The organism is Streptomyces sp. NPDC001700 (assembly GCF_053596435.1).
Genome location: NZ_JBSFGE010000018.1, coordinates 117,757 through 134,372 on the forward strand (window position 1 = coordinate 117,757; position 16,616 = coordinate 134,372).

Annotated in this window: 12 protein-coding genes; 10 read left to right on the forward strand and 2 right to left on the reverse strand. The window is 72.5% G+C overall.

The window, feature by feature from the left end; translation table 11 throughout:
* The first annotated feature begins 6 nt into the window (after positions 1-6).
* The 7 genes from ACWC5C_RS29460 to ACWC5C_RS29490 all read left to right on the forward strand — a co-directional run bounded on the left by ACWC5C_RS29460 (position 7) and on the right by ACWC5C_RS29490 (position 7,887).
* Entirely contained in the window at positions 7-1,836 is a 1,830-nt protein-coding gene (locus ACWC5C_RS29460) for a flavin-containing monooxygenase (RefSeq protein WP_450880248.1), read from the forward strand.
* Positions 1,833-3,512, forward strand: coding sequence for a hypothetical protein (locus ACWC5C_RS29465; protein ID WP_450880250.1), 1,680 nt, complete (start codon positions 1,833-1,835; stop codon positions 3,510-3,512). Before ACWC5C_RS29460 ends, ACWC5C_RS29465 begins: the two co-directional genes overlap by 4 nt.
* Before the next feature lie 22 nt (positions 3,513-3,534).
* Entirely contained in the window at positions 3,535-4,302 is a 768-nt protein-coding gene (locus ACWC5C_RS29470) for an SDR family NAD(P)-dependent oxidoreductase (protein ID WP_450880252.1), read from the forward strand.
* A gap of 151 nt (positions 4,303-4,453) precedes the next feature.
* On the forward strand, positions 4,454-5,107 hold the full coding sequence (locus ACWC5C_RS29475) for a TetR family transcriptional regulator (RefSeq protein ID WP_450880254.1): 654 nt from the start codon (positions 4,454-4,456) through the stop codon (positions 5,105-5,107).
* A gap of 112 nt (positions 5,108-5,219) precedes the next feature.
* Positions 5,220-5,420, forward strand: a complete 201-nt coding sequence (locus ACWC5C_RS29480; RefSeq protein ID WP_450880256.1) for a ferredoxin — start codon at positions 5,220-5,222, stop codon at positions 5,418-5,420.
* Positions 5,417-6,610 (forward strand): NAD(P)/FAD-dependent oxidoreductase, encoded by a 1,194-nt coding sequence (locus tag ACWC5C_RS29485; RefSeq protein WP_450880258.1) that lies wholly within the window; start codon positions 5,417-5,419, stop codon positions 6,608-6,610. The genes ACWC5C_RS29480 and ACWC5C_RS29485 overlap by 4 nt, the downstream gene beginning before the upstream one ends.
* Positions 6,607-7,887 carry a cytochrome P450 gene (locus ACWC5C_RS29490; protein WP_450880260.1) on the forward strand — a complete coding sequence of 427 codons (1,281 nt, stop codon included), beginning with the start codon at positions 6,607-6,609 and terminating at the stop codon, positions 7,885-7,887. Before ACWC5C_RS29485 ends, ACWC5C_RS29490 begins: the two co-directional genes overlap by 4 nt.
* 132 nt (positions 7,888-8,019) lie before the next feature.
* Here ACWC5C_RS29490 and ACWC5C_RS29495 read toward each other — a convergent pair whose 3' ends face one another.
* The gene (locus ACWC5C_RS29495; protein ID WP_450880262.1) at positions 8,020-8,478 is read right to left on the reverse strand and encodes a hypothetical protein; all 459 of its coding nucleotides are present in this window, start codon (positions 8,476-8,478) and stop codon (positions 8,020-8,022) included.
* Positions 8,479-8,924: 446 nt separating this feature from the next.
* Here ACWC5C_RS29495 and ACWC5C_RS29500 point away from each other — a divergent pair, with 446 nt between their 5' ends.
* Positions 8,925-12,713, forward strand: coding sequence for an nSTAND1 domain-containing NTPase (locus tag ACWC5C_RS29500; protein WP_450880264.1), 3,789 nt, complete (start codon positions 8,925-8,927; stop codon positions 12,711-12,713).
* A 9-nt stretch (positions 12,714-12,722) separates the two neighbouring features.
* Here ACWC5C_RS29500 and ACWC5C_RS29505 read toward each other — a convergent pair whose 3' ends face one another.
* Entirely contained in the window at positions 12,723-13,634 is a 912-nt protein-coding gene (locus tag ACWC5C_RS29505) for a hypothetical protein (protein ID WP_450880266.1), read from the reverse strand.
* Positions 13,635-13,890: 256 nt separating this feature from the next.
* On the opposite strand from ACWC5C_RS29505, the gene ACWC5C_RS29510 reads away from it, so the two are divergent.
* The gene (locus ACWC5C_RS29510) at positions 13,891-15,141 is read left to right on the forward strand and encodes an amidohydrolase (protein ID WP_450880268.1); all 1,251 of its coding nucleotides are present in this window, start codon (positions 13,891-13,893) and stop codon (positions 15,139-15,141) included.
* Between the two features lie 126 nt (positions 15,142-15,267).
* Positions 15,268-16,608, forward strand: a complete 1,341-nt coding sequence (locus tag ACWC5C_RS29515; RefSeq protein ID WP_450880270.1) for an extracellular catalytic domain type 1 short-chain-length polyhydroxyalkanoate depolymerase — start codon at positions 15,268-15,270, stop codon at positions 16,606-16,608.
* Positions 16,609-16,616 lie beyond the last annotated feature (8 nt).

Sequence of the window (16,616 nt, forward strand, 5' to 3'; positions counted from 1 at the left end):
ACGCCGATGTCCGCCCCGCACACCCCCGCCACCCCGCCCGGTCCGCCGCAGGACCTCGGGTTCGACCCCGAGGCCTTACGGGCCCGCTACCGCGCCGAGCGCGAGCGCCGCATCCGCCCCGACGGCAGCGCCCAATACCGTGGCACCGGAGGCGAGTTCGGCTACTACGCCGACGACCCCTACGCCGACCCCGAGTTCACGCGAGAGCCGCTGCACGACCGGGTGGACGCGGTGATCGTCGGTGGCGGATTCGGCGGCCTGCTCGCCGCCGCCCGGCTTCGGCAGGCGGGCGTGGAGTCGATCCGGGTGATCGACAAGGGCGGGGACTTCGGCGGCACCTGGTACTGGAACCGCTACCCGGGCATCCACTGCGACATCGAGTCGTACATCTACATGCCGCTGCTGGAGGAGGTCGGCTACGTCCCGAAGTGGCGCTACGCGCCCGGGGAGGAGATCCGGCAGCACGCGCGGGCCATCGCGCGCCACTTCGGCCTCTACGCCGACGCCTGCTTCCAGACCCAGGTGAGCGAACTGCGCTGGGACGACGACCAGATGGAGTGGATCGTCGGCACCGACCGTGGCGACCGCATGCGGGCCCGCTACGTGATCACCTCCACCGGGACCCTGAGCCAGGCCAAACTCCCCGGCATCCCCGGCATCGAGAGCTACCGGGGCCACACCTTCCACACCAGCCGCTGGGACTACGACTACACGGGCGGCGACGCGGACGGCGGACTCGACAAGCTGGCGGGCAAGCGCGTCGCGCTCATCGGCACCGGCGCCACCGCCATCCAGGTCGTGCCCCACCTCGCCGCGGCCGCCGGACACCTGTACGTCTTCCAGCGCACCCCCTCCTCCGTCGACCTGCGCGACAACCGCCCCACCGACCCCGCGTGGGCCGCATCGCTCCGGCCGGGCTGGCAGCGGCGCCGCATGGAGAACTTCCTCAGGGTCGTCACCGGCGTGCGCACGGATCAGGACCTGGTGAACGACTCCTGGACCAGCAGCGCCCGGCTCCAGGAGAAGCTGATCCCGACCAACGCGTACGCGGACGTCCCGCCGGAGGACCGGGAGCGGCTGTACGAGATCGCCGACTTCCAGAAGATGAACGAGATCCGCGCCCGCGTGGAGAACGTCATCGAGGACCCGGCCACGGCCGAGAAGCTCAAGCCCTGGTACCGCTATATGTGCAAGCGGCCCACCTTCAGCGACAGCTACCTCCAGGCCTTCAACCGGCCGGACGTCACCCTCATCGACACGGCGGACACCCACGGCGTGCAGCGGATGACGGAAACCTCCGTCGTGGTCGGCGACACCGCGTACGAGGTGGACTGCGTCATCTTCGCGACCGGCTTCGAGGTAGGGGTGTCCGGGATCCTCTCCGGTCAGCTCCCGGTGTACGGCAGAGGCGGCGTCCCGCTCTTCGAGGCCTGGGTGAACGGCCCGAGAACGCTCCACGGCTTCTCCACCCACGGCTTCCCCAACCTCTTCCAGCTGGGCCCGTTGCAGAACGCGTCGTCCGTGAACTTCGTCCACGTCCTGGACGAACAGGCCCAGCACGTGGCCGAGATGGTCGCCGAGGCCCGCAAGCGCGGCGCCCGGTACGTCGAACCCACCCCCGAGGCGCAGGACGCGTGGCTGGACGCCCTCGCGGAGAACGCGCCCGACCTGCTCGCGTTCCAGGCGGAGTGCACCCCGGGCTACTACAACAACGAGGGCAGGCCGCAGAAGCGCAACGCGTACGCCGACGGGCCCGTCGCCTTCCACGACCTGCTCCGGCACTGGCGCGCGAACGGCGGCATGGACGACGTACTGGTGGAGGCGGAGGACGCGTGACCACACCACGCCACAACCGGTACGGCGACCGCGTGCGGGTGTCCGCCACCGGCTCACGCCCGCACGCACGGCGTCTCAACCCCCCGAGCCCGCTGTGGGGTTCGAACGGCGTCGCCTTCGGCCCGGACGGGCGGCTGTACGTCGCCCAGTACCTCGCCGGGCAGATCAGCGCAGTCGACCCGGCCACCGGGGACGTCGAGGTGATCGTGCCGATGGACGGCCCGGTGCAGTCGCCGGACGACCTCGCTTTCGGGGCGGACGGGTCGATGTACATCGCCGACCTCATCCCGGGCCGCGTATGGCGGCGCACCCCGGAGGGCACGTACACCGTGGTCTCGGACGAGGTGAAGGTGGTCAACGGCATCACCTGTGTCGGCGACCGGCTCTTCGTCAACGAGATGCGGCCGGACGGACGGCTGCTGGAGCTGTTCCCGGACGGTGGCGAGCCCGTGGTGCTCACCGAAGGGCTCGCCCTCGGCAACGCCATGCAGCTCGGCCCGGACGGCCACCTGTACTACCCGCACATGATGACGGACCAGGTCTGGCGGATCCCGCCGGACGGCGGTGTGCCCGAGGTGGTCGCCGAGAACGTGCACCAGCCGGTCGCGGTCCGCTTCGACCAGGGCGGGGTGCTGCACGTCCTCTCGCGCGGAGTGGAAGGCATCGTCACCCGGATCGACCTGGAAGGATCCGGCTCCCGCACGCTGGTCACCAGCGGCCTGGTGGGGCTGGACAACGCGGCGTTCGACGCGGAGAACCGCATGTTCGTCTCCAGCTACGCCAGCGGCGGCATCACCGAACTGCACCCCGACGGCCGCACCCGCGAGATCGTCCCCCGTGGCCTCGACGGCCCGTACGGTGTGACGGTCGACCTCGGCGGCACGGTGTACGTGGCCGACCACTACCGGCTGGCGAGCCCGGCGCTCACCGACGAGGGCGACCCGGTCGCCGTAGACGTGGCGAACGGGTCGGGCGGGGCGGATGGCGAGGGCGGCGAGGGTGGTGTCACCTCGCTGACCCTGATGCCCTTCGTCCACGGCGTGACCATCGCACACGGGCTCGTGCACTTCACCTCCCAGTACGGCGACGTGCACACCCACGACCCCGAGCAGCGGACGACGCGCCAGCGGGCGACGGGTCTGAGCGAGCCGGTCGGCATCGCCGTGGGCCCGGACGGCTCGCTCGTCGTCGCGGAGGCGGGCGCGGGCCGAATCGTGTGCATAGGCGACAGCGAGGACGGCGACACCATCACCGTCCTCGCCGAAGGGCTCGGCCACCCGGTGGACGTGGCCTTCGACGCCCAGGGGCGGTGCCACGTGAGCGACGACGGGCTCGGGGCCGTCCTCCGGATCGGCGAAGACGGGACGACGGCAGTGGTCGCGGACGGGCTCGGCGTGCCCCAGGGTCTTGCGATCCTCGGCGACACGCTGTTCACCGTCGAGACCGGGCCGCGCAGGCTCACCGCGATCTCGCTGAGCACGGGGGAGCGCCGGACCGAGGCCGAAGACCTGCCGGTCGGACAGCCCCCGGGCACCGCTCCCCGCACCGCGCCCGCGCTCTTCGCCCACGGCATGGTCGGCGCTCCGCGCCCGTTCGCCGGGCTCGCCACCGCCCCGGACGGCTCTCTGCTCCTCGCGGCCAATGGCGAGGGCACCGTATGGCAGCTGAAGACATGACACAGAGGGAAGGGGCCGTCACATGAGCGGTACGGGTCTTGAGGGGCGCGGCGTCATCGTCACCGGCGCCGCGTCCGGAATCGGCCGGGCCACGGCCCTGAAGTTCGTGCGGGAAGGCGCGAAGGTGCTGGTCGCGGACGTCGACCAGGCGGGCACCGAGGAGACCGTGGCGGAGATCGAGGCCGCCGGGGGAGCCGCCGTGGCGGTCGTCGGCGACCTGAGCGACCAGCGCGTGGTGGACGAGGTGGCCGAGCGGGCCGTCGACGCGTTCGGTGGCGTGGACGTCCTGGTGAACAACGCCGGGATCATGGACCGGATGTCCGCGCTCGGCGAGACCGAGGACGCCGAATGGGAGCGGGTCATCCGGATCAACCTGACGGCGCCGTTCCTGCTGACCCGCGCGGTGCTGCCGCACATGCGGGCCGCCGGGCGCGGGTCGATCGTCTTCACCGCGTCCGAGGCGAGCCTGCGCGGCAGCACGGCGGGCGCCGCCTACACCGCCTCCAAGCACGGCATCGTCGGCCTGGTGAAGAACCTGGCCGTCATGTACCGGGGGCAGGGCATCCGCGCCAACGCCATCGCCCCCGGCCCCACCCTGACCGGCATGCGGGTGGACGCCGCCCAGGAGGCCCACGGGCCCGCCCTGGTCAGCCAGCTGAGCGCCGCCATCATGGGCCGGTACGGGTCGTCGGAGGAGCAGGCCGCCGCCATCGTCTTCCTGGCCTCCGACGCCGCGTCCTTCGTCAACGGCGCCGTCCTCCCGGTGGACGACGGCTGGGCCGCCGTGTGACGGAAGGGCGTATGGGGTGACGATCGTCCGGGTCGGGCGGGTGATTGCGTACGCTTTCCCCGTCCGACCTCGCCGACCCGGCCGAGGATCCGCGGTGGCCTGGGGGACGGGCTCCCGTGGACCAGCGTGATGTCCCGAAGTGGTGGTGGCGATGCCCGGCAGGGTGCGGCGGGACGAGCAGGTCAGCGCGACACGCGAAGCGCTCCTGGACGCGGCGGAGCGGCTGTTCGCCGAACACGGTGTGCACGCGGTCGCCAACCGCCAGATCAGCCTGGCCGCCGGGCAGGGCAACAACGCCGCGGTCAGCTACCACTTCGGCGCCAAGACCGACCTGGTGCGCGCCATCGCCCGCAGGCACGCCGAGAAGATGGATGCCGAGCGGCTGCGCATGATGGCCGACATCGGCGACTCCACCGATCTGCGGGACTGGGTGGCCTGCGCGGTCCGCCCGGTCACCGGGCATCTGGAGACCCTGGGCGCCCCCAGCTGGTACGCCCGGTTCATCGCCCAGGTCACGGCCGACCCGGCACTGCGCGCGATCACGGTCGAGGAGTTCGCGGCCGGGTCGCCGTCGATGCTGAAGCTACGGGAGGGCACGGCGCGCTGTCTGCCCGACCTTCCGGCCGAGGTGCACGCCGAGCGCTCCGCCATGACACTTCACCTGATCACGCAGATGTCCGCCGAGCGGGAGCGTGCGCTCGCGGACAACGCGCCGACGCCCAGGGCCAGTTGGCGGGAGACGGCGAACGGTCTGATCGATGTCGTCGTCGCCCTGTGGCAGGCGCCGGTCACGGCGGACACGTAGGCGGTGGCTTGATCGAGGGGTTCTTTCAAGATTGTTTAAGTCGTACGCTTGACTGGATTAAATCATCGGGTTTACTTATCGGGGTCGACGGATCAACGAAGGAGTATCGGCGATGAAGGTCACGGTGGACGACGAGAAGTGCTGTGCCGCGGGCACCTGCGTCATGATCGCGCCCGAGGTGTTCGACCAGCGCGAGGAGGACGGCATCGTCGTCCTGCTCGACGCGACCCCCTCCGCGGAGCATCACGAGGCGGTGCGGGAATGCGTGCAGGTGTGCCCCGCGGGCGCGATTCACGTGAGCGAGGACGTGTGAGCGACCCCGCGGGTGTCCTGGTCGTCGGAGCCTCGGCGGCCGGGCTCTCCACCGCCGAAGCCCTGCGGCGCAAGGGATTCGAGGGCGCCCTGACCGTGCTGGGCGCCGAGCCGCACCAGCCCTACGACCGGCCGCCGCTGTCCAAGCAGGTCCTCTCCGGGGCCTGGGAGCCGGACCGGGCCACGCTGCGCGGACCCGAGCAACTGGCCTCGCTGGACGCCGAGTTCATCCTCGGTGACCCGGCGGTCAGCCTTGACGCGGCGGCACGTACCGTCCACACCGCGTCGGGCCGGGTGCTGCGGGCCGACGCGATCGTCGTGGCGACCGGTCTGCGGCCGCGCACGTTCGCCGGGCAGGACGGCGTGGCCGGGGTGCATGTGCTGCGTACGCTCGACGACGCGCTGGCGCTGCGCGCCGGACTGCTGACCGCCACGCGCGTCGTGGTGGTGGGGGACGGGGTGCTCGGCACGGAAATCGCCGCCACCGCACGGACCATGGGCCTGCCGGTCACCCTGACCGGCCCCCAAGCGGCGCCGCTGGAGAGCCAGTTCGGCCCGCTCATCGCGCGGCGCCTCGCCGAACTGCACACCGAGCGCGGCGTCGAACCGCGCCTCGGCGCCGCCGTGACCAGCCTCGCCGAACAGAGCGGACACGTCACGGGAGTGCGCCTGGCCACCGGCGAGGTGCTGCCCGCCGACCTGGTCGTGGTGGCGTTCGGCTCCACCCCGGCGACGGACTGGCTCGCGGGCAGCGGCCTCAAGGTCGACAACGGAGTGGTGTGCGACTCCTCGTGCCGTGCCGCCGACGGCGTCTACGCGGTCGGGGACGTGGCGCGCTGGCACCACGAAGGGCTGGGCACCCTGCTGCGCCTGGAAAACCGCACCAACGCCACCGAGCAGGCGGCCCACGTGGCCGCCGCCATCCTCGGCGAGCGGCGGCCCTTCACCCCCGTTCCGTACTTCTGGACCGACCAGTTCGACGTCAAGCTCCAGGTGTACGGCGTGCCGTCGGCCGATGCCGAGGTGACCGTCGTGGAGGGGGACATGGCGCAGGGCCGGTTCGTCGCGCGATACCGCCGTAACGGCGTCACCGCCGGCGTGCTCGGCTGGCGCATGCCCAAGCAGACCCGGCTGCGTCGGCAGGAAGTCGTCGACGCGTTCCAGGAATCCATCAGGGGAGACGCACCATGACCAGCAGCATGGCGAATCCGCCAACTGAGGGTGCCGAGAACGCCTCGGAGCTTCCCGAATTCCCCATGCCCAGGGCGCACGGATGCCCCTTCGACCCGCCCCCGGCGTTCCGCGCGCTGCGGGAGGAGGGGCCGCTCACCCGGGTCCGGCTGCGGGACGGCAGCACCCCGTGGGCGGTGACCCGGTACGCCGAGCAGCGAACCCTGCTGGCGGACCCGAGGCTCAGCGTCCTCCCCGCCCACCCCGGCTTTCCGCGCCCGGAGCGGGAGTACGACGACACCGCCACTGCCGCCGACACCGGTCACGGGGACGCCGAAGCCCACGGCCTCAGCTTCATCAACATGGACGACCCCGAACACGCGCGGCTGCGCCGGATGGTCACCGGGCCGTTCACCATCAAGCGCATGGAGGCCATGCGTCCGGCGGTGCAGAAGATCGTCGACGATCGGATCGACGACCTGCTGGCCGGGCCGAACCCGACGGACCTGGTCGAGGCCTTCGCCCTGCCGGTGCCCTCGCTGGTCATCTGCGAACTGCTCGGCGTGCCCTACGAGGACCACGCGTTCTTCCAGGCCAACAGCAAGGCCATCATCACCCGCTCCTCGACGCCCGAGCAGCGCACCGAAGCACACCGCCGACTGGGCGGCTACCTCGGCGAGCTACTGGACGCCAAGCACGACCAGCCCGGCGAGGACGTGCTGTCCGACCTGGCCGCGAAGGTGAAGGACGGCGCGCTGACCCGCCAGGAAGCGACCTCGATGGCGGTCCTCCTGCTCTTCGCCGGACACGAGACCACCGCCAACATGATCGCCCTGGGCACCCTGGCCCTGCTGGAACACCCCGACCAGCTGGCCCGCCTCCGGGAGAGCGACGACCCGGCGTTCGTCGCGGGCGCGGTCGAGGAACTGCTGCGCTATCTGCACATCCCGCACCTCGGGATGCGCCGGGTCGCCCTGGAGGACATCGAGGTCGCGGGCCGGACCATCCGCGCCGGAGAAGGGCTGCTGCTGCTCAACGAGATGGGCAACCGCGACCCCGACGTCTTCCCCGGCGCCGACCGGCTGGATCTCCACCGCGACGCCCGCCGCCACGTCACGTTCAGCTTCGGCGTGCACCAGTGCCTGGGCCAGCCACTGGCCCGCATGGAACTCCAGGTCGTCTACAGCACCCTCTACAAGCGCATCCCCACCCTCCGGCTGGCCACCGGCCTGGAGCAGATCCCCTTCAAACACGACTCGTTCGTGTACGGGGTCCACGAACTGCCCGTGGCCTGGTGAGACCGGACCTCTACGGCAGGTCGTAGACCCGGGCCGGTCCTCGTTCGCGCCACCGGAGAACCGGAACCACTCCTCGCCGTCGATGAATCCGCGCAGTTGGTCCGGGGTCCACTCGACGGCCACGTTGCGTCACTACGACGGCAGGATCAGCAGCGGGTGGTACGTCCGCCCGTTGTCGGGGGCGGTGGCGCGGGAGCGTACGCGGGCCTCCCAGCGGCCGTACTGGCTGCCGTACGGCGAGGCGAGCCAGCCGGTGTCCCCGTTGGCCTCGCCCGTCATGCGCAGGACGCCGCCGACGGCCCGGGTGTTGGCGTCGCAGCGGCGGCCGTTGCCGCCGTGGCCGGGCCAGCACGCGCCGGGGCCACCGCCCGCCAGCCGCCACTTGTCGCGGTCGGGTACGGCGGGGGCGGCCTCGGAGCCGTAGTCGAACTCGTCCGACCACTCGGACAGCGGATCGCCCCAGCCGTACCGCTCGGCGGCGGTCGCGGGTGGGGCGGGGGTGGCGTTCACCGTGGCCGCCATGAGCGTCACCGTGAGTGCCGCCGCGCCGCATCCCACGGCGAGGTGGCGGGCGCGATGTCGTCCGTACATGGCTCTCCTTCGGCCTGGCGCAGGGGTGCGGGGGCGCGGGGACCGGGGCGGCCCGAACCCCTCCCTCGTGGGGTTCGGACCGCGCCGTGGCCCGTCCAAGCCACGTCCCTCGGGTATTCGACCGCCGTACGGGGTTGTTCGGCAGGGCCCCGCCCCGCACCGAACAACCCGGGGGCGCGGACCGGGCGAACGGGTCGGGAAGAGCGTGAAGATGGGGTGAACGTCCCTTGCACCGTCCTCCGGAACACCGGTAGTTCGATTGCGGCCACCCCGGCGACTGCCTACCGTGGGCGCCCGAGTGGCCGCGTTGGGTGATGGCCCGGCGGTGACACGGCGAGCGAGGGGCGGGCGGGCACGTGGCGGGACGACCAGGGTCGGGGCGAGCGGAGCCAGGACGGGCGGGGCCGGGGCGGACCGAGGGCGAGTTGGATCCGGAGGCCGGGACGGTGCCGCGGTTCGCCGCCGGGCTGCGCGCGCTGCGCGAGTCCGCGGGGAGGCCCACGTACCGGACGATGGCGCAGCGGACCCGGTACGGGGTGACCACGCTGTCGCAGGCGGCGGCCGGGAAGCAGCTGCCCACCCGCGCGGTGGCGCTCGCCTATGTGAAGGCGTGCGGCGGCGACCTCATCGAGTGGGAGCGGCGCTGGAGCGAGGCGTCGGCCGAGCTGGCCGCCGAGGTCGCCGCCGACGAGACAGCCCGGCCGCCGTACCGTGGCCTGACCCGGTTTGAACCGGGCGACGCCGAACTCTTCTTCGGCCGCGACCGGCTCGTCGAACGACTGGTTGAGCTGAACCGCAAGCACCGCTTCACCGCCGTCTTCGGCCCCTCCGGCAGCGGCAAGTCCTCGCTGCTGCGCGCGGGCCTGATCCCCCGGTTGCGGACGGCCTCCGACGACGAGGTGCCGCCCGCCGCCGTACGGATCCTCACGCCCGGCGCAGACCCGCTGCGCACCCACGCCGACCGGCTGCTGCCCGTACCCGGCACCGACGCCGACACGTGGCTGATCGTGGACCAGTTCGAGGAGCTGTACACCCTCGGCGCCGATCCGGCCGACCGGGACACGTTCATCGACCGCCTCATCGCCGCCACCGCCCCCGACAGCCGGCTGCGCGTCGTCATCGCGGTGCGGGCCGACTTCCTCGGCCGCTGTGCCGAACACCCCGGCCTCACCGCCGCGTTGCAGGACGCCACGCTGCTCGCCGGGCCGATGAGCCGCACCGAGCTGCGCGAGGCCATCGTCCGCCCGGCCGCCGCCGACGGCCTGATCGTGGAACGCTCCCTGACCGAACGCCTCCTGGACGAGGTCGAGGGCGCCCCGGGCGGACTGCCGATGATGTCGCACGCCCTGCTGGAGACCTGGCGCCACCGCAGCGGCCGCGCCCTGACCGAGACCGCGTACGAGGCGGCGGGCGGGCTGCGCGGCGCCGTGGTCCGTACGGCCGAGCAGGTGTACGGCGAACTCACCGCACCGCAGGCCGAGGTGGCGCGCCGTATCTTGCTCAGACTCGTCGCACCCGGAGGGGGGTCCCCCCTGCTCGAGCGAAGCCGAGAGCTTGGGGGAGGCACGCCGGATACACGTCGTCCCACCGACCGCTCGGAACTCGACTTCGGCGGCGTGGCCGACACCCGGGTGGTCCTGGAGCGCCTGGTCCGGGCCCGTCTCATCACCTTCGACGACGGCACGGTGGACCTCGCCCACGAAGCCCTCATCACGGCATGGCCCCGGCTGCGTGCGTGGATCGACGCCGAGCGCGACCGGCTGCGGGTCCACCGCTCGCTCTCCGAGGCGGCCCGCACCTGGCAGACGCTCGGGCAGGAGAACGCCGCGCTCTACGCCGGTTCCCGGCTGTCCGCCGCCCGCGACGCCTTCAGCGCGTCGGGGGAGAGTGGCGAGGTGCGCCGGGGCGATGAACTCACCCCGCTGGAGCGGCAGTTCCTCACCTTCTCGCTCCGGCGCCGCCACCGCGCCGTGCGACTGCGCCGTACGGTGGTGGCCGTACTCGCCGCGCTGGTGCTGCTCGCCACCGGCACCGCCGTCGTCGCCCTCCAGGCGCGCGCCACCGCGCAGGCCGAACGGGACGACGCCGTGTTCGGCCGTCTCACCGCCGAGGCCGACAGCGTCCGCGAGACCGACGGGGGCCTGGCCGCCCGGCTCGATGTCGCCGCGTACCGCATGCGCACCACCCCGGATCTGCGGACCCGGCTGGCCTCGGACGCGGGCCGGGCGCTGGCCACCCGGCTGCCCGGCCACGCCGGTATCGGCAGTTCGGTGGCGTACGCGCCCGATGGCCGCACCCTCGCCAGCGGTGGCCACGACGGCACGGTCCGGCTGTGGGACACGGACCGGGGCAGGCGGCTGGGCGCACCGCTGCGGCTGCGGACGGGAGGGGTCGGCGCGGTGGCCTTCTCCCCTCGGGGCGGCGATCTGCTGGTGGCCACCGGGAAGGGCGGTGGCATCCAGCTGTGGGACGTGAGCGACCGCTCGCGGCCCCGCGCCCTCGGGCGGCCGCTGGTGAGCCACGACGAGCAGAACGTGGTGTCCGCCGCGTTCGCCCCCGATGGCAGGCGGCTTGCCACCTCGGGCGACGACGGGACCGTACGGCTGTGGGACCTGAGCGACCCGGCCCGCCCCGCGCCGCTCGGCGAGCCCGCCGAGGCGGACGGGTCCGAGCAGGGCAGCGTCCGCGCCGTCGCGTTCGCCCCGGACGGGGACACCCTGGCCACCGGCGGCTACGACGGGACCGTACGCATGTGGCGCATCGGCGGGGACGACGGGCTCGCCCCGCGCGGCAAGCCGCTGAGCGAACACACCTCGTCCGTCTGGACGGTGGCCTTCTCCCCGGACGGCCGGACGCTGGCCACCGGCGGTTTCGACGAGACCGTACGGCTGTGGGACGCGTCCGAGCCGGGCCGTGTCGAGCCGCTGGGCGAACCGCTCACCGCGCACACCGCGCCCGTCATGTCGGTGGCCTTCAGCTCCGATGGCGAGAGCCTGGCGACGGCGGGCGAGGATGATGCGCCCCTGTTGTGGAACGTGGCCAACCCCGGTTGGCCGGAGCAGCTCGGGGAGCCGCTGACCGGCCACACGGAGGCCGTGTGGGAGGTGGCCTTCAGCCGTGACGGCCGCACCTTGGCCAGCACCGGAGCCGATGGCAGTGTCCGCCTCTGGCACCGGCCACCGACCGTCCTCACCGACTTCACCAACCCGCTGACCGCCGCCGCCTACAGCCCCGATGGCCGCCTGCTCGCCGTCGCCAGCACCGATGACGGGCTGATCCGCCTGTGGGACGTACGACGGCCGGACCGCCCGCGCCGGATCGCCCGGACGCTCGGCCACGAGGACGCGGTGGCGGCCGTGGCGTTCTCGCCGAACGGCCGTACGGTGGCCAGTGGCTCCAAGGACGGCACCGTACGGCTGTGGGACGTGTCCGCGCCCGAACGTCCCGTCCCGCTCGGCGAACCGCTGGACGCGCACGACGGCGGTGTTCCCGCTGTCGCGTTCGCCCCGGATGGCCGCAGGCTGGCCACCGGCGGAGACGACGGCAGGGTGCGGCTGTGGGACGTACGGCGGCCGGGCCGTGTACGGCCGCTCGGCGCACCGCCGCGCGGCCACGCGGACGCCGTCACCTCCGTGGCCTTCGCGCGGGGCGGCCGCACCCTGGCCACCGGCAGCGAGGACGGCACGGCGCGGCTGTGGCACGTGGGCGCCGGGAAGCGGCCACGGCCCGCAGGCGCCGCGCTCACCGGGCACGACCAGCAGGTCAACGCGGTGGCGTTCGCCCCGGACGGCAAGACCCTGGCGACGGGCGGCGACGATCGCACGGTGCGGCTGTGGGACGTGGCACGGCCGGACCACGCACGTCAGCTGGGGGAGGAGCTGGCCGGACACCGGGGGCCGGTCAGGTCCGTGGCGTTCGCCCCGGACGGGAAGACCCTGGCGACCGGCGGCGGCGACCACATGGTGCGGCTGTGGAACGTGGCCGACCCGGCCCATGCCGAGATGGCCGGGCAGGAACTCACCGGCCATCTCGACACCGTCACCTCCGTGGCGTTCAGCCCGAAGGGCGACGCCCTCACCTCCGTCGGCTACGACCTGACGGCGCGGGTGTGGACCCTGGACGCCGACCGCGCGGCGGACTCCGTCTGCGACCGCACCGGCGGTGTCCTCACCCGCGCCACCTGGGAGGAGCACCTGCCGCGACTCGGCTACCGGAAGGTGTGCGAGGGGCGCTAAGGGTGCCCGCTAGGGGATGGTGAACTTCAGCACGGCGCCGTCCTTGTTCTGCGCGACGACCGTTGCCTTCAGCGTGTCACCGAACTTGGCGACGCCGCCCTGGCCGCCGAGGTTCATGATGGTGCTCGCCGTCTGGAAGGTGACGGAGTTGTCCCCGGCGGTGACATGCACGCTCATCCCGTTCGCCGTGATGTCCGCCGCGGAGGTGACCAGAACCTCGCACGTGCCGTCGGAACAGGCGGCGGTGTTCGTGCCGTCCGCCGCCTTCGGCAGCGGGCCGGTGGGCGTGGGGTCCGGGGAGGGCGAGGCCGACTCCTCGGCGGGCTTCCAGTCGGGGGCGCACTGCTTGGCGCGCCCGTGCGCGGCCGCGAGCCGCGCGTCCTTCTTCGTCAGCGCGGCCAGGTCCGGCTGGGGCGAAGTGAGGGACTGGACGAGCTTGTTGATGTCCGTCGCATCGCCCGCGGCGACGTCGAGGTCCGCCGGGGACATCTCGTCGAGTCGCGGCACGACGCGCTTCAGCTTCGTCTGCCAGGCGTCGAGCAGCCGGTCGGCCGGGGGGACACCGGAGGGGCCGAGGCCCTTCAGGTGTTGGTCCACGTCGTCCACCGTCATCTGGGTGTCGATGAGGTACCCGGTGGCGCGGGCGTCGGCGAACAGCTCCTCGTCCGGATTCCGGATCTCCTTGAGATCCGTCGTGCTGTCCGTCCGCAGGTCCTTGATCGCGCGCGTCGACTCGCACAGGCCGCCGACCCACTTCACCAGTTCCCTGGACGGCGGACGGGGCGGCGTCGGCTTGGCCGACCTCTTGTCCGACGCCGCCTTCTCCGGCGCGTCGGCCTTCCCGTCCGTCCCGCCGCCGCAGCCGCCGAGGGCCAGTACCAGTCCGGCCGCCACGACGGCGGCGCTCCCCCTCGTGAACATCCAACGACCTCTCTCCGTGCCAGTGATCACGTTGCTGTGATGCGGTTGTCGCGGGCCGGATTCTGGCGCCGCGGGCCCAGTTCAACGCGGTCCGCGATTGTTCGGTCACCCACTCCGCGGCGGTGAACAACACCGGCTTTCCCGGTAGGCGGTACGCGGCCGTCGATCGCCGTGGCCGGGGCGTCTAACCTCGGCGCCAGGCGGCCGAACGGGCGGCCGGAACACCGAGAGAACACTGAGGGAAAGAGGACCACTGGTGGACTTCGCACAGCTCGTCGCGCTGCGCAGGGAACTGCACCGGAACGCGGAGCCGGCGTTCGTGGAGATCGGCACGGCGGCCCGAATCGAACAAGTCATCGAGGGGCTGCCGATACGCGTCCTCACGGGGAAGGCCGCCCAGGATCTCTCCCGCGTCGTCAACTTCCCGTCCCCGGAGACCCTGGACGAATGGGCCGCCCGCGCGGTCGATTCGGGTGCTCCGGAGGAGCGGGTCCGGTACTTCCGGGAGAACGGCACCGCGCTGGTCGCCGACCTCGAGGGCACCCGCCCCGGGCCGCGCTGGGGGCTGCGCGTGGACATCGACGCGCTGCCGATGCGCGAATCGGCTGATGCCGCCCACTTCCCGGTGGCGAACGGATTCGCCGCGACCAACGGCGCCATGCACGCGTGCGGCCACGACGCCCACGCCACCATCGGTGTCGGCCTGCTGCACCGGCTGGCGGACCGCGACTTCGCGGGCTCCCTGCGGATCCTGTTCCAGCCCGCCGAGGAGGGCGTCCGGGGCGCACAGACGATGATCGACGCCGGGGTGGCCGACGAGATCGACCATATGCTCGCCCTGCACATGGCCGGGGACATGGCCGTGGGCGGAGTCGTCGGGAGCTTCACCGGCGGCCTGGCCACCCGCAAGCTGAAGGTCGACTTCGAGGGCAAGGCCTCGCACGCGGCCGGTGCGCCGGAACAGGGCCGCAACGCGCTGCTCGCGGCCGCCACGGCCGCGCTCGGCATCATGGGCGTCCCGCGCTTCAACTCCGTGGACACCCGGCTCAACGTCGGTACGCTCGTCGCCGGTGACGGCGTGAACATCGTGCCCTCCTCCGCGGCCATGACCTGCGAGGTCCGGGCGACCGACGACGAGGTGGTCGATGAGCTGGTCGAGCGCGTCCGCTCGATCGTGGAGGGGGCGGGCCTGGCTCAGGGGGTCCGGACGAGCGTCGCGGTGATGGGCCAGTCCGCCACCGTCACACCGGACGACGAGATGATCGACCGCATCGTGGCGGTGGCCACCGCTCATGACGAGGTCACCGAGGTCATCCGGACCCGGGCGTTCGCGGGCAGCGACGACGCCAACCTGCTCATCCGGCATGTCCAGCGGCGCGGGGGCAAGGGCGCCTATCTGATGGTCGGCGCGGGCAGCCCCGGGCCGCACCACAGCGAGACGTTCGACATCGCGGAGGAAGCGATCCCGACCGCGATCGACATCCTCGCCTCGCTGATCCGGGGATAGCCGACAGCCGGAGGCGGGGCTGTGGGAGCGCTTCCATGGCGGTCGTGTTCATGCCACGATGCTGCCGCGCCCGCGGCGGTCCTGCGCGGGAACGATCCGTAACCGCGATCAGGAAGGGATGAGGACGTGTCCCCATCGACCCGCACCACCCCGCGAAGACCACGGCGTTCGGTGCTCGTCACCCTCGCCGGAGCGCTGGCCTCGTTACTCGCGGTCATGCTGCTGGGCGCGCCCACGGCCTCGGCCCGTACGGCCGCCACCGAGGCCCCCGGCGCGGCCAAGGCCCCCACCGCGGCCCTGACCGAGATCAAGAACTTCGGCACCAACCCCAGCGATCTCCAGATGTATCTGTACGTCCCGGACAACGTCGCCCCCAACCCGGCCGTGGTGGTGGTCGTGCACTACTGCACGGGATCCGGGCCCGCGATGTACTCCGGCACCGAGTTCGCCTCGCTGGCCGACCGGTACGGCTTCATCGCCGTGTACCCGTCCGTCACCCGCAGCAGCAAATGCTTCGACGTCTCCTCACCGCAGGCGCTGCGCCGTGGCGGTGGAAGCGACCCGGTCGGCATCAAGTCCATGGTCGACTGGGTGACCCGCACCTACTCCGCCGACACCAGCAGGGTCTTCGCCACCGGCACCTCCTCCGGCGCGATGATGACCAATGTGCTGCTGGGGGACTACCCCGATGTGTTCGCGGCGGGCTCCGCGTTCGCCGGTGTGCCGTTCGCCTGCTTCGCCACCACCAACGGATCGGAGTGGAACAGCGAGTGCGCCAACGGCACCATCACCCGCACCCCGCAGCAGTGGGGCGATCTGGTCCGGGGCGCCTACCCGGGGTACAGCGGGCCCCGGCCGCGTATGCAGCTCTGGCACGGCACGCAGGACGACATCCTGCGCTACCCCAACTTCGGGGAGGAGATCAAACAGTGGACGAACGTCCACGGCGTGAGCCAGACCCCGGCCCGCACCGACTCGCCCCAGTCCGGCTGGACCCGCACCCGCTACGGCTCCACCGGTGACCAGGCCGCCGTCGAGGCCATCAGCCTGCAGGGCGTCGGCCACAACCTGGTCACCAGCGGAATGGCGGCCCGTGTGATCACGTTCTTCGGCCTGGACGGCAACGGCCCCGCGCCCCAGCCCCAGCCCCAGCCGGGCGCCTGCCGGGTGTCGGCCACCACCAGCGCCTGGAGCACCGGCCTGACCGCGTCCGTGACCGTCACCAACTCGGGCACGACCACGCTGAGCGGCTGGCAGCTGGGCTTCACCCTGCCCTCCGGCCAGACCATCACGGGCGGCTGGGGCGCCACGTACAGCCCGTCGAGCGGAGCCGTGACCGCCACCAACGCCGCCTACAACGGCACACTCGCCCCGGGCGCGAACGTCACCATCGGCTACCAGGCCAACCACACAGGCACGACCGGCGCTCCGGGTGCCTTCACACTCAACGGAAAGACCTGTACCTGACGTTCTCG

What these genes read in the sequence shown, in the direction of transcription:
- ACWC5C_RS29490 (WP_450880260.1), top strand. Translation starts at nt 6,607, where the DNA reads ATGACCAGCAGCATGGCGAATCCGCCAACTGAGGGTGCCGAGAACGCC.
- ACWC5C_RS29480 (WP_450880256.1), top strand. Translation starts at nt 5,220, where the DNA reads ATGAAGGTCACGGTGGACGACGAGAAGTGCTGTGCCGCGGGCACCTGC.
- ACWC5C_RS29505 (WP_450880266.1), bottom strand. Translation starts at nt 13,634, where the DNA reads ATGTTCACGAGGGGGAGCGCCGCCGTCGTGGCGGCCGGACTGGTACTG.
- ACWC5C_RS29495 (WP_450880262.1), bottom strand. Translation starts at nt 8,478, where the DNA reads ATGTACGGACGACATCGCGCCCGCCACCTCGCCGTGGGATGCGGCGCG.
- ACWC5C_RS29470 (WP_450880252.1), top strand. Translation starts at nt 3,535, where the DNA reads ATGAGCGGTACGGGTCTTGAGGGGCGCGGCGTCATCGTCACCGGCGCC.
- ACWC5C_RS29475 (WP_450880254.1), top strand. Translation starts at nt 4,454, where the DNA reads ATGCCCGGCAGGGTGCGGCGGGACGAGCAGGTCAGCGCGACACGCGAA.
- ACWC5C_RS29460 (WP_450880248.1), top strand. Translation starts at nt 7, where the DNA reads ATGTCCGCCCCGCACACCCCCGCCACCCCGCCCGGTCCGCCGCAGGAC.